9 protein-coding genes and 1 other annotated feature are annotated in these 14,487 nt (G+C 54.6%); all 9 genes read left to right on the top strand.

The features are described 5' to 3' along the window. Positions 1-4 precede the first annotated feature (4 nt). A complete protein-coding gene (locus AC1DF0_RS19975) occupies positions 5-1,762 on the top strand; it encodes a hypothetical protein (RefSeq protein ID WP_477575096.1) in 1,758 nt (585 codons plus the stop codon). A gap of 12 nt (positions 1,763-1,774) precedes the next feature. Continuing rightward, positions 1,775-2,764: an AAA family ATPase gene (locus AC1DF0_RS19970; protein WP_477575095.1), complete on the top strand. Its 990-nt coding sequence runs from the start codon at positions 1,775-1,777 to the stop codon at positions 2,762-2,764. Then, a complete protein-coding gene (locus AC1DF0_RS19965) occupies positions 2,761-3,744 on the top strand; it encodes a DUF58 domain-containing protein (protein WP_477575094.1) in 984 nt (327 codons plus the stop codon). Before AC1DF0_RS19970 ends, AC1DF0_RS19965 begins: the two co-directional genes overlap by 4 nt. 43 nt (positions 3,745-3,787) lie before the next feature. Next, complete coding sequence (locus tag AC1DF0_RS19960) at positions 3,788-5,770, top strand: VWA domain-containing protein (protein WP_477575093.1); 1,983 nt, start codon at positions 3,788-3,790, stop codon at positions 5,768-5,770. Then, complete coding sequence (locus AC1DF0_RS19955; RefSeq protein WP_477575092.1) at positions 5,754-8,642, top strand: VWA domain-containing protein; 2,889 nt, start codon at positions 5,754-5,756, stop codon at positions 8,640-8,642. The genes AC1DF0_RS19960 and AC1DF0_RS19955 overlap by 17 nt, the downstream gene beginning before the upstream one ends. A gap of 117 nt (positions 8,643-8,759) precedes the next feature. Beyond that, entirely contained in the window at positions 8,760-9,071 is a 312-nt protein-coding gene (locus AC1DF0_RS19950; RefSeq protein WP_442050848.1) for a rhodanese-like domain-containing protein, read from the top strand. Positions 9,072-9,198: 127 nt separating this feature from the next. Beyond that, positions 9,199-9,462: a binding site (T-box leader), on the top strand. A 68-nt stretch (positions 9,463-9,530) separates the two neighbouring features. Next, positions 9,531-11,453 (top strand): arginine--tRNA ligase, encoded by a 1,923-nt coding sequence (locus AC1DF0_RS19945; protein ID WP_477575091.1) that lies wholly within the window; start codon positions 9,531-9,533, stop codon positions 11,451-11,453. A gap of 101 nt (positions 11,454-11,554) precedes the next feature. Continuing rightward, positions 11,555-13,804 carry a heavy metal translocating P-type ATPase gene (locus AC1DF0_RS19940; protein ID WP_477575090.1) on the top strand — a complete coding sequence of 750 codons (2,250 nt, stop codon included), beginning with the start codon at positions 11,555-11,557 and terminating at the stop codon, positions 13,802-13,804. Then, positions 13,801-14,487: a sulfite exporter TauE/SafE family protein gene (locus AC1DF0_RS19935; RefSeq protein ID WP_442050845.1), complete on the top strand. Its 687-nt coding sequence runs from the start codon at positions 13,801-13,803 to the stop codon at positions 14,485-14,487. The genes AC1DF0_RS19940 and AC1DF0_RS19935 overlap by 4 nt, the downstream gene beginning before the upstream one ends.

Raw genomic sequence — 14,487 nt, 5'->3', positions numbered from 1 at the left:
GGATATGAAGGGAAATGTGCTGTTAGAGCTGTTAAGACCGGTTAGGCGAAGGCTGACGACATTCATCGTTATCCGCTACTCGCTGCTTGGTTTGTTAAGCGGGAGCCTCGCAGGTTTACTGTTCCTGATTGCCAGCCGGATTTGGCCAATTCTCCATGTGCGCGACTATGCTGCCGCTGCAGTTGGACTTGGCCTATGCGTTGGTTTCGCTATCGGCTTGTGGAAGCGTGCTTCCACAAGAGAGGCGGCGCGGACGATGGATAAGTCGGGCACAGAGGACGCGATTCGTACGGCGCTCGATGGACTCGAGCGTCCGGATGGTGAAGTGCAGCCGATTGTGCGGCTGCAGAGGGAAGAGGCAACCGCAGCGGCGCAGCGTTATGTCGGAGAGCTGCATACGCAGTTGCCTTGGCCGGCTTGGAGCAGATGGCGCAAGCCGGTGTATGGGGTGGCAGCCGTCTGGTTCGTGACGGCTGCTTTGCTGTTATGGCCCAATCCGCAGGATGATCGGGCACAGGCGCTGGCGCAAGCGAGAGATCAGCTTGCGCAGCTGGAGCGCGAGGCGGAGAAGCTCGCCTCGCAGGCCGAGGAAGCTTCGCTGCCTGAGGCGGCGAAGCAGGAGCTGTTGCAGCCGCTTGAGCAGCTGCGAAGCAAGCTGGACGCGTTAAGCGGCGACCCGCTTGCGGCGCTCGAGCAGCTCGAGGCTGCGATGCGCGAGCTGCAAAAAGCTGCCGACCTTGCGAAGCAGGCGGCGGAGCTGCTGGAGGCTGCCGCGAGCGAGATGAGCGGCGACAGCAACTTGCGGCAATTGGCTGAAGCGATGCAGGACCGCGATGCGGAAGGCGTGAGCAAGGCGATCGACAGCTTGCGTTCGGAGCTGCAGCGGTTAACGGAGGAGCAGCGTGAAGCAATCGCGCAGATGATGGAGAAGCTCGCTGCTGAGCAGTCGAATCAGGAGGGCGAAGGCAGCGAGGGTCTGGCATCGGCGCTGAAGAAAGCGGCGGAGCAGGCACGTGAAGGCGGCGAGTCTGCAGGTGAGAAGGATGGATTAAGCGAACTTGAACAAGCGCTTAAGGAACAATTGTCACAGGAGCAGCTGGAGCAATTGGCAAGATCAATGGCGGAGCAGCTTGGGCAAGAGGGCGAGGCGCTGGCCAGCCAAGCAGCTGCCGCCGGAGCTAATGTCCCTTCCGCATGGGCTGGGGGAGCGGCAGGCAGCGGCGGCGCTTCCGGAGAGCAAAGTCCATCAGGCGGAGGTTCCAGCGGACCATCGTCAGGCCAAGGCAGCGGGTCGAATCCGAGCGGAGGCTCTAGCGCTTCACCAAGCTCGGGACAAGGAGAAGGTTCAGGGGCCGGTACCGGGCAGGGCAACGGCTCGGGGGCTGGCTCTGGGCAAGGAAGCGGGTCAGGCTCCGGCTCCGGAACGGGCCAAGGAAACGGTTCGGGTTCGGGTCAGGGTTCTGGTTCCGGCTCCGGTCAAGGAAACGGGGCAGGTGTCGGAACGGGCGGACGAACGCTCATCACGACGCCGCGCAATATGGCCGGGTCAGGCAATACGCAGCAGGACGGGGGACCATCTACAGGCGGTCAGACGGAAACGGGCGGCAAGTCGCCGATGATTGACGGCATGACACGTCCTTACGAGGAAGTGTACAACGAATACGCAGCCGAGGCGAAGGAGTCGCTAGGCAGATCGCAGCTACCGGCCAGCATGCAGGATAAGGTGAAGCAATATTTTGATCAAATTCAACCGAACCGATAATAGGAGGCTTCTATGATAGAGTCGAAATCGCAATTGGAAGAGGCAGCCTCGCGAATCTCCCAGCTGAGAGATGAGATTGGAAGAGTGATCGTCGGCCAGCAAAATGTAGTCGAGCAGCTGCTTTGGTGCTTGCTGGCAGGCGGACATGCGCTGCTTGAAGGCATTCCAGGACTCGGCAAGACGATGCTCGTAAGAACGGTAGCTGACTGCGTATCGCTGCAGTTCTCGCGAATCCAGTTCACGCCTGATCTGATGCCCTCGGATATTACAGGAACGACATTAATTGATTTCTCTGCGCAAGGAGCAGCTGTTCAGCGGTTCCAGCCGGGGCCATTGTTCGGCAATCTGGTGCTGGCCGATGAGATCAATCGCGCAACGCCGAAGACGCAGAGCGCGCTGCTCGAAGCGATGCAGGAGGGAACGGTGACGGCCGGCGGTGAAACTCATGTGCTGCCTAAACCGTTTTTCGTGCTGGCAACCCAAAATCCGATCGAGCAGGAAGGCACCTATCCGCTGCCGGAAGCGCAGCTTGACCGCTTTCTACTGAAGATCGGCGTGGACTATCCGAGCAGGGAAGAACTAAAGCAGATTGTACTGCGCACGTCATCAGTGGAGCAGCATAAGGCGTCCGTCGTCATGGACGGTGAATCGTTGTCTGCCATTCAGCTAATGGCGAAGCAAATATTGCTCGCTGACGAGCTGCTCGATGCAGCCGTGAAGATGATTATGATGACGCATCCCGGCGAGGCGGATGCGCCAGACGATGTTAAACGGTATGTCCGTTTCGGAGCCGGCCCGCGGGCGCTTCAAGCGATCGTCGGGGTAAGCAAGGTCCGGGCCTTATGCGCCGGGCGATTGCATGTTAGCTGGAACGATATCCGCGAAACGGCATTTCCGGTTCTGAGACATCGGATTGTGCTTGGTTACGAGGCGCAGGCAATGGGGCTGTCCAGCGATCGCATGACCGAGGCGATCTTACAATCGATCGAGGCAGAGCGATGAGTGAAGCTCAGAATCACTCACCGATACAAAAGCTAAACGCTGAAGAAGCTTTGAGGCTGCTATTCCCGGATATGTCGCTGCTAGGTCGTATTGAGCAGCTGCGGATTGCTTCCCGAAGCAAAGTGAAGGGGACGTTGGCAGGCAAGCGAAGATCGGTTTCCTTAGGCGGCTCTCAGGAGTTCGCCGATTACCGGCCCTATGCGCCAGGTGATGATATTAGACGAATCGATTGGAGTGTCTATGGCAGGACAAGGCGAGCTTATGTCCGTCAATATTGGGACGAGCAAGAATTAATCGTCCATATGTATGTCGATATTTCGCGTTCGATGTCGTTCGGCGAGCAGGAAACGAACAAGCTGCAGTACGCTTTAAGGCTCGCGGCGAGCGTAGGTTATGCCGCGCTATGCGGTGATGATCGAGTAGCTATGAAGCTGTTCACTGACCGCATTGTGCAGGAGCTTCCGCCCGTACACGGCAGAGCCTCATCGCCAAAATGGTTTCAGTTCATTGCGGATGCAACGCGTAGCATCGATTACGAGCAATCATCCGAGAGCGTTTTGTCTAAGCTTGATCTTTCTGCTGTGTTTCGGGCGCCAGGAGTACTTCCACGCCGAAGCGGCGTATCCTGGCTATTGACCGATGCGATGTTCGAAGAAGGAATCGAAGCGGCGATCGTATCGCTTCAAGCGGCGAAGCAGCAGGTTGTTCTATGCCATCTGTTATCGCCTTCCGAGCTGGACCCGGAGCTAAGCGGAGAGCTTAAGCTCATAGACAGCGAGCTCAAAACCGGCAAAGATATAGCGGTCGGTCACCGGCTACTCTCCGACTATCGCAAAGCTGTATCGGAATACATAGAGCGATTGAAGCACCTTTGCGCCGAACGGGGAGTAATCTATGTATTCGTGAATACAGGTATTTCACTCAACGACACGATCCATCATATTTTGCTGCCTGAACAGGCACTAGCGGGCAAGTCGTAATTAATCTTAAGCCCGGGCAACGGCTTTGGAGAGGAGGTCCAATATGCAGTTTTTGTCGCTTCCGTCGGCATGGTTTGCGATTCTGTTGCCGTTGATTGCGGCTATGTATATTTTGAAGAGAACGTACTTAGAGCAGGAAATCGCAAGTCATATGCTGTGGCGCAGAGTGCTGAACGAACAGGAAGCGAACAGGCCTTGGCAAAAGCTGCGGAGCAGACTGCTGCTGCTTCTGCAATTGTTGGCAGCGCTGCTGCTCATTTTTGCGCTTCTGCAGCCGGTTATTATGAGACCATCTACAGCTAGCGGGCATGCAGTCATCGTCATCGATCGATCAGCGTCCATGACGGCCCGCTCGGCTGACGATGGAGACGGAAGCGGAACCAAGCTGGAGCAAGCCGTATCCGAAGCGGAGCAGTGGCTGTCGGGCCAGCCTGCCAATCGGCCGATTACGTTGGTTGTGACGGGACAGCAGCCTGAAGTTCTGCTGTCGCGTACGAAGGACCGCGGAGCATTGAAGGAGAAGCTCCAGTCGATTGCGCCTGTCTATGGCAGGACAGACAATTCGGCTGCATTGTCGCTAGCACATTCTTTGCTGCTGGATGAGCGTGACGGAGAGATGGCCATATTCACTGACGGATTATGGCCAGACGCTGCGGAGGCGAATGCGATACAGCTAAATCATAATGTGTCGCTTAACATTACCGGAAATCCAAAGCAGCGTAATAATCAAGCGATTTTATATTTCGGGATTAAGGCTGATGCGAACAATGATGGGAGTTATTCAGCGGTCGTCACGATCAATAATGACAGTCAGGCTGTACGGAAAGCACAGCTCGACATTTGGGCTCAGGATGCTCAAGGCAAGTTGACGCTTGCCGCCGAGAAATCCGTCGATATTGCTGCGGGGGAATGGGAGAGCGTACAGTTGTCAGGTTTGCCGGCAGCCTCTTATTATAAAGCTGAGCTTCGTCATTCGACGGACGCTATATCGATCGATAATAGCGCCTATCAATTCCCTGATACGCCGCGTGCAAAGGAAGCGCTTCTCGTAACGGATGGCAATCTATTTCTGGAGAAGGCGCTGCAGTTGGCAGGCATTCTAACGGTTAGAGTCAGTCCCGATAGCGTTGTGCCGAGCGGAGAAATCTCCCAAAATATAGATTGGATCGTACTTGATGGCAACGATCCGCGTCTATATGGCGAGCCTGGCTGGGCATCGCTGCTGGAAGCGAAGCCGCTTTGGTTAATCGACCATCCAACGGAAGAGGATGGGCAGAGCGCAGTCCCATCGAACGCACAAACGATCGTTCAAGAGCACCCGGTAACCTCCTACATCACGTTCGCTGACACGCATATTGGAAGGCTTCTTAAGCCGCCGGCAGAGGAGCTTGGCTGGGGGAAGCCGGTATTGACCTATGGCGGCATACCAGCAATCTATGCTGGAGATGCGGGAGGTAAGCCGAAGCTGAGGTTCACCTTTAACCTTCAGGATACCGATCTGCCGCTCAGATCCGAGTTTCCGGTGCTGATCGTTCAAGCAGCCGAGTGGATGAGCGGAGGCTCGCAGCTTGAGCTTGGCATAACCTCGGCAGATCAGCTTATGGAACTATCTCTTCATTCGAATTCAATCACTGCGCAATGGGAAACCATGGAACTGCTGGACAACAGCCTGAAGCCTGAGCAATCGGTTGGAAACAGTCCCGTCATGCTCGAACGACAGGCTAAGGACATCTATGAAGCGCCTTCCGTGCCAGGCCTTTATCGGCTGGTTGAAGTCGATGCCGAAGGAGAGGTAGTCGGGAGCCGTATGCTTGCTGTTCATGCGGATGCTGCAGAGCTCGCGTCTTCACCTGAATCATCGCCTGAGCTCCGACTCACCCAAACGAACCAAGCGAATGAACCTAATCAAGCTGTCGCGCACCGGACGAATGAAACGGCTCTATCTCTTGTTGTGTGGGCTGCAGCGCTATTGCTGTTCTTGATGGCGGCGGAATGGGAGGTGTACCGACGTGGGCATTCAAGCTGAAACGCCTTGGGCACTTCTGCTGCTGTTGCCTTGGCTGCTGTATATGATTTGGATTATACGTTCCATGATTCGATTGAAGGGCGGTCGCAAGGCAGCGGCGATTACAATAAGAGGCATGATTACGCTGTTGCTCATTGCCGTCATAGCACAAGTACAACCTTACGTTATTAATCAGCAGCGAAGTATTGTCTTCGTAGCAGACCGCTCTGCCAGTATGCAGGCCGATGAGCGTATAGGTGAATGGATCACAGGCGCATGGGCTGCCAGAAACGAGGACGATAAGGCAGGCGTCGTATCGGTGGGACTGAATGCAGCTGTCGAAAGGACGATATCGAACGAGCTCATAGGTGATTCTGCTGACTTCACCTTCCGAACAACGGTTAATAATCGGTTCACCGATCTGTCCGGGGGCGTGCAGCTGGCTGCCGCAATGCTCTTGAAGGAAGGTGGAGGGAGAGTTGTTCTGCTCTCCGATGGAGCGGAAAATGCAGGCGATGTGAGGCGACAAGCGAGATTGCTCGCAGGCGCGGGGATTGCCGTTGATGTTGTTGAGATCCATACAGAGTCTATTAATGACGCTGCAATCGAATCGCTTGATTTACCTGCCACGCTTACGCAAGGGGAAACCTTCACTTTCGAGATTTCGGTATCGAGTACGACATCTCAGCAAGCCGAGCTGCGCTTATTCGCTGATAACGAGGAAATATCGGTCACTCAGGTGCAACTGGAGAAAGGGGATAATCGTTTCGTTCTGAATAGTATTGCAGTTGAACCAGGCTATCACCGCTTCAGAGCTGAATTGTATACAACTAGTGATGAGCAGGCAGCTAATAATACGGCATACGCCTTCAGCCGGGTTGCGGGACCGCCGCATGTATTGATTGTAGAAGGACAACCGCAATCGTCGGCCAATGTTGAAGCTGCACTGTCTGCTTCATTCATCGGTCATACGACGATTATGCCGGAGCAGCTCTCTGTTGAGCTGGCAGAGTATGCAAGCTACGACAGCATTATTTTAAACAATGTGCCAGCTACTCGAATTGCGGAGAAGCCGATGGAATGGCTGGGCAAAGCCGTCAGCGATTACGGTGTCGGTCTCGTCATGCTCGGCGGAGAAGACAGCTTCGGCTTAGGCGGTTATTTCAAGACGCCTGTCGAGCGGGCGCTGCCCGTCTATATGGATTTGCAAGGCAAACGCCAGATACCTTCTCTAGGTCTCGTGCTCGTGATCGACCGCTCCGGAAGTATGTCGGACGGCAAGCTGGAGCTGGCGAAGGAAGCGGCAATCAGGACKGTCGAGCTGATGAGAGACGTAGATACGGTAGGGGTTATTGCCTTCGATTCCGCACCATGGTGGGTGGTAGAGCCTGAGAAGCTGTCGAACCGCGATTCGATTATTGAGCGCATTCAAGGTATTCAATCCGAAGGCGGAACCGAAATCTATAATGCGCTCCAAGCCGGTTATGAAGGGCTTCTAGAAGTGGATGCGCAGCGCAAACATTTGATTTTGCTTACGGACGGTCAGTCGGCGACGAATCCTGGTTATGAGGCGTTAACCGATGCCATTGTAGAGGATCAAATGACGCTCTCTACGGTCGCGGTAGGCGATGGAGCAGATCAAGCGTTGCTTGAACGGTTGGCGAAGGCTGCCAAAGGGCGATTTTACTTCACCAAAGACCAAAGCACGCTTCCTGCCATCTTCAGTCGCGAGACGGTAATGATGTCTCGTACTTATATTGTGGAGCAGTCGTTTACGCCAGCAGTCGCTAGGGCCGCTGATTGGGGGAAGCTGTGGAACGGCGGCGTGCCAAAGATTAACGCTTATATCGCCGCAACAGCGAAAGAAGCGGCGGAAGTCGCTCTATTGACGCCGGATGGCGATCCGCTGCTAGCCCGCTGGCAATACGGCTCTGGACGATCCGTCGCATGGACAAGCGACGTTACGGGCAAGTGGGCACGCGAATGGGTGCAGTGGCCTGCATTTCCAACCGTGCTTACCGAATTGGTGAAGTGGACGTTCCCTCAGTTTGTGAACAATCCGTATTCGATAACGACCGAGCAAGACGGCGGCCAAGCCACTTTGAAGGTACGCTCAGAAGCTGATGCGGGCTCATTCGACAGTGCGCTGTCCGCGGGGATTGAGGACGAATCAGGCAGCTATTCCGTTCGCCGCTTAATGCCGATCGGGCCGGGAGAGTATGAAACGACCTTGCCTGCGACAGAACCTGGCGTTTATTTGGCTCAAATCGGACAGAAGTCGAACGGAAACGCAATTGAAGGCGGTACGACATCGGCTTTCGTCATTCCTTATTCGCCTGAATACCGATTATCGAACACGGGCGGTCCAGAGACGATGGCTCAGATCGCCGCCACGACCGGCGGGCGCAAATTGCTTTTGGACGATCCTCAATCGGCATTTGATTTCAAGCCGCTGGAGGCTCGCAAGCCGATCGATTTGACGAATAAACTGCTCGTCGCCGCTTTGCTCCTTTGGTTGCTGGATATCGCGCTGCGTAGGCTGTCATTGCCTTACGGACGGATGCTCGAATGGGCGGGAACTTTGTTACGGCAACGCAATGGACGTAATAGCAGTCATACGAATGAAGTTTTAGAGTCAACCAATGCGGTATCGAGGCTAAAGAGAAGGACAACCGAAGCGAGCCGCTTCTACGGCGGCGTGTCTGGAATATCTCCATTCAAAGAGAGCGACAATCGAACAAAGCCGAGTGAATTGTCACCTTCAGCGAATGCGACTGCATCTGTGACGAACACGAATCAACCCGGCCCGAGCGCTGCTCGGCTAGAGCGGGATACTGCAATGGACGGAACGATCAACCGTCTGCTCGCAGCCAAAAACAAAAAGCGGAGATAGCCGYAGATATGGCTTCCAATAGCAACCGTTCTCCTTCATATGGACACGAGCGATAGGACGCGATACAATTCATATCAACGACTATAATAAGCAGCTACGCTTGAAGGAGATGTCTATATGGCTCAAGAACTGACGACGCAGGAACTGGAACAAAAGCTTAAAAACGGCGAGACTATCAATTTGATTGACGTTCGCGAGGTCGATGAATGGGAAGCCGGCCATATTAAAGAGGCACGCAACATTCCATTATCGGAAATCGTTCAGCGTGTTGACGAGTTCCCGCAGGAAGAGATGGAGATCGTCATCATCTGCCGCAGCGGCGGACGAAGCGGCAAAGCATGCGACTATTTGGGCGCGCTGGGCCATACCGTTATTAACGTGTCGGGCGGTATGCTTGCTTGGAACGGCGAAGTTGTAACCGGCGAATAATCGCATAATGAGGAATATGGCGGCACTAGGCTTCTTAGCTTAGTGCCGCTATTTATTATCCCCCTTGACAATGCTAAGCGGCATCGTGTATAAATACGTTTAAGATATATTCAGAATTTTCACAAATCTAACATTAACGAACGGGACAGTAATCTTAGGACGGATAGTCGCAGCGAGCCGGGACAGTGGAAGCCGGTACGGATGTCTATGATGAAGCGGGCCCGGGAAATGGTTTGTCGAAGCGATTCCGCGCAGTCAAGGTCAATGCAAAGGCGGCTATCAGAGTAGACAAATCCGGTCAATGACCGTTATCAAATCGAGTGATTGAACCTCATTGCAGGTTCAATACTTAGAGTGGTACCGCGGGAATCAGCAAGCTCTCGTCTCTTTATTATAGGAGACGAGGGCTTTTTTGGCGTTCGGACTCGATTTGACGATAACAAGGAGGAGGAATATAAAGTGTTGAAAGAAAAATTATTAACCGCATTAACTAATGTCGTAAATCAGATCGCAACGGAAGAAGGGTTGGTGCTCCAGGACAAAGTCAATGTCGTAGTGGAACATCCGGCTAACGAGGCAAACGGCGAGTTCAGCAGCGGCATAGCGATGCAATTGGCAAAGCATCTAAAGCGTGCTCCTCTCGTTATTGCAGCTCAGGTTAAAGAAAAGCTGCAATCTAATAACGCGATTAATCAGCTATTCGCAACCATCGATATCGCTCCGCCAGGCTTTATTAATTTCTATGTCAATTGGGAGCAGTGGGCGAAGCTAAATGAGGATGGAGCAGCAATAAAAGCCAAGAAGCAGCAAAAGCATAAGCACAAGGTACTCATTGAACATACGTCGATTAACCCGAACAAGTCTGCCCATATCGGTCATTTAAGAAATTCTTGTATCGGTGATACGCTAGCAAGATTGATGAAGCAAGCCGGACATCTTGTAGAGGTGCATAATTACATCGACGACCTTGGCAATCAATTAGCCGATACGGTCGTTGGCATTCTGAACACGTGGGCCGCTMAGTCGCATGCGAGATTTGGCGATTTCTGTTGGGAGACGTATGCGAAGGTGAATCAAGCGTATAAGGAACAGCCCGAATTGCTGCAAGAGCGTTCACGCGTACTTGCTCACTTGGAAGAAGGGGGCAACAACATTGCTTGGATGGGGCTGCTTATCGCTGAGCGCATCGTAAGCGAACATGTCGAGGAGATGAAGCAGTTCGGGATCGATTATGATGTGCTCGTATGGGAAAGCAGTATCGTTAGCGGAGGATTCTGGGAGCGCACCTTCGAGCTGCTGCAGCAAACGAACGTCTTCAGACAGGAGCAGCAGGGGAAGCTTGCAGGCTGTTGGGTGCTTGGAAGCGGGCAGCCGGCACATGAAGCTGACAACCTGTCAGAGCCTTTAGAAGCCGAACAATCCGAGCAGCAGCAAGGCGAACATCAAGCAGACAAGGTGCTTGTTCGCTCGAATGGAATTTTGACGTATACGGCTAAGGATATCGCTTATCATCTGTGGAAGTTCGGCTTGCTGGACAAAGATTTTCGTTATCGCAAGTTCGGCAGCGGTCTATGGTCTACGCAAGCAGGAGACGTGAAGAAGAAGATCGGCAAGGCAGATGCCGTTATTAATGTGATCGACCAGAGGCAGCAGTACCCGCAGGCCATGGTGAAGCAAGCGCTGTTAGCGTTAGGTTACACAAGTCAAGCCGAGCAGCTCAAGCATGTCAGCTATGGGGTCGTGTCATTAAGCCCATCTACAGCTGCCGGACTAGGCGTAGACACCACAGCTGGCAAACATGCTTATCCGATGTCCGGCCGCCAAGGTATCGGGATCAAAGTGTCGGAACTGCTCGACAGAATGGAGGGCATTATCGATGCCAAACGTTCAAGAAAGCAAGGTCTTACGAGTCGAACAATAGCGGCTGCTTCCATTCGTTACTACTTGCTGCGCTTCCATCTGCAGACAGAGATTGTGTTCGATCTGGAGCAGGCGACCGAAATATCGGGCAATACAGGCGTGTATCTGCTTTATGCCTACGCTCGGGCTTGCAGCATTATGGAGAAAGCCGCGCAAGCAGGCGTTCATGTGTCGGAGGTCCAGGTCGATCAGTCGCTCGACAAGCAGGAGCATGCCGTTCTAAGACAGCTATGCTACTGGCCGGAGGTATTGCAGGCGGCGGAGCTCGAGCTTGCGCCGAACATCATCTGCAATTACACCTATGAGCTGGCAACGTTGTTTAATCATTTTTATGCGACATGTCCAATACTGAAGGCATCTCCTGCTCAGCGCCAGCTGCGCTTATGGCTTACGCAACGTTACAAGCAGACGCTTGGCGAGGCGCTCGATATTCTTGGATTACCTGCTCCCGAAAGCATGTAACCTCACATTCCATTCATGCAAACGACTGGTCCCACATATAAATGAACCCAGATGGGTACAGGCATCGGTCGTTTAATGCGGAATGGAAGGAGGCGGGTTCAATGAATTCGCCGGATAACGGAATAATGATCGACTTTGCCGTGCAGGGAATGAGCTGTTCCGCTTGCGCGGCACGAATAGAGAAGTCGGTAGGGAAGATGGAAGGCGTCTATGAAGCGGCAGTAAGCTTCCCGCTGCGCACCGCTTGGGTGCAATTCTCGCCAGAGCGGGTAAGTCCCGAGCAAATCGCCGAGCGCGTAAGCCAGCTTGGCTTCACGGCTTCATTAAGCGAGCATGGCGATACGGGTCTGCGCAAGGAGCATGCGATACTAAAGCTTCGATTAATCGTCTCGCTCCTGCTGACACTGCCTCTGCTGCTTACTATGGTTCACCATTTGCCAATCTTATCGCCGCTTGCTGCTTATATACCTGCATGGCTGACATTGCCTTGGCTGCAGCTGGTGCTAGCGACGGTGCTTCAATTCGTTATCGGCATGCCCTTCTACTTCGGCGCTTATTATGCGCTTAGGCAGAAGAGCGCCAATATGGACGTGCTCGTTGCCGTAGGCACGACTGCAGCTTATCTGTACAGCCATTACATCGTGTTCCAGCAGGATCTGTTAAGCGCTTCGAGCTTTGGGGCAGAGATGCCCGCGCTATATTTCGAGACGTCTGCGGTTGTCATTACCGCCGTGTTGCTTGGCAAATACATCGAAGCTTCCGCTTCGTTAAAGGCGAACCTCAATACAGCCGGCTATGCCACCCTTCAAAGCCAGACGGCTGCCGTTGAGCGCGCCGGCCTAGTGACGCAGCTTCGTACGGAGTTCGTGCGAGCGGGCGATACGGTTATCGTCGAAGCCGGCGAACTTGTGCCGGTTGACGGAACGGTTATCTCGGGTGACTCATCTGCCGATGAAGCGCTGTTGACAGGGGAGAGTACGCCCGTTGCGAAACGTGAGGGCGATTCCATCTGGGCAGGCACGCGCAATGTCGGCGGCCGGCTCCGCATATGGACGAAGGCTGCCGGCCATGATACGCTGCTGAGCCGAATCGGCGAGCTTGTCAGGCAAGCACAGCGGTCCAAGTCGTCGATCCAACGCAATGTGGATGCGGCCGCTGGCTGGTTCGTACCGCTAATGCTGCTGCTAGCTGCACTTACCTTCATCCTATGGAGCGCTGTGCTTGATCCAGGCAATTGGAGCCGGGCGTTCGTCAGCTCCATCGCCGTGTTGCTGGCTGCTTGTCCGTGTGCGCTMGGGCTGGCTGCTCCGATCTCGCTCGTGCTGGCCTCGGGCCGTCTGGCGAAGCAAGGCATCGTCGCGAAGGAAGCGGGAGCGCTGGAGCGTCTTGCTCTGATCGATACCGTTATATTCGACAAGACGGGTACATTGACCGAGGGCAAGCCGAGAGTAAGCGCGCTCCAACCGCTCAAGGGCAGCCGCTCTTCGGCGCTCCGTCTTGCAGCGGCCGCGGAATCGGCATCTTCGCATCCGCTAGCGGCTGCAATCCGTCAAGAAGCGGCGAAGACAGGTCTTGTCATACCTATGCCCGAGAGCCAAGTGTATACGCCCGGCGGCGGAGTTGTTGCCATGGTCAATAAGCAGCAGGTCGGCGTCGGCAATGCGGGCTTCGCGAAGTCGCGGGGCTGGCTGGTCAGCGAAGAGGGAGAGAAGTTCGCGAAGAGCAAGGAAGCAGCTGGGGAGACGGTACTGTTCATCGCTATTAATGATGAATGCGTAGCTATGATTGCCCTTATTGATTCGGTGAAATCCGACGCCAGATCGGTCGTCAGGGATTTACGATCGCTTGGCGTTTCGATTCTGCTGGCGACAGGGGATCGGGAAGCGCCTGCCCGGGCTGCGGCAAAGGCAGCTGGGATTACCGAGGTGCACGCTTCCATGCTGCCCGAAGCAAAGCAGTCGCTTGTCGAGCGGTTGAAGGATCGGGGCAAGCGAGTCGCTATGGCCGGAGACGGCTGGAATGATGCGCCGGCGCTCGCATCCTCCGATGTCGGCATCGCGATGGGCAACGGGACGGATGCGGCGCTCGCAGCCGGACATCTGTCGCTGCTTAATTCGCGATTGCTCGCCATTCCTGGAGCCATTCGAATTAGCAGATTAACGCTTCGCAACGTGCGGCAAAATCTCGCTTTCGCCTTCCTCTATAACGGCATCATCATTCCGTTCGCGGCGCTCGGCATGCTTAAGCCTTGGATGGCCGGAACGGCGATGGCGCTGAGCTCCGTATCGGTCGTCGGCAACGCGCTTCGGCTAGGCGGCCAAATTAAGCGCGAGGAACGGAGACGTCGATGACGCTTACGTGGAATCTGATCGGCTTAATCGTGCTGACAGGACTGTTCAGCGCACCGCATTGCATCGGCATGTGCGGAGGCATCGTGTCGACCGTATCGCTTCAATCGACAGTGTCAGCCCGCCGTTCCATGCTGCTGTACAATGCAGGTCGCATCACGTCTTATACGGTGCTTGGCGCAGTTATGGGCGCAGTCGGCTCATTCGTCGATCTCGCCGGCAAGCTTGCGGGCATTCAAGGCATTGCTTCAATCGTAGGCGGCTGCTTCGTATTATTATGGTTATGGCGCAGGTTTCAACTGCCGCTTATGGGCAAGCTGTCTGCTTTGCTGCATAAGCGGTTGGTCGGCAGAACAGGGAAGTCACCTGCCAGCGAAACTACGCATTTGCTTGCGACGGGCATTGCTTTCGGCTTCCTGCCTTGCGGCTTGACCTATGCGATGCAGATGAACGCTGCGGCCAGCGGCTCGCCATTGGAAGGCGCGGCCATCATGGCTATCTTCGGACTATCTACGTTCCCGGCGCTAGCTGCCGCGGCTTCTATCGCTGCTTTCGCCGGCAGGCGCTGGAGAAGATTCATGCGCAAGGCAGGCGTAGTAACGGCAATTGCTGTAGGGCTATTGTCCATTATGCGGGGATTGGCCGTGAACGGCGTCATTCCGAGCATTTCGCCGTGGTTATGGTAA

The sequence above is a fragment of the Paenibacillus sp. 05T425 genome, from assembly GCF_056396205.1.
The sequence above is the reverse complement of the archived record's forward strand: the minus strand, read 5'-3'. Positions and strand labels throughout refer to the sequence as shown.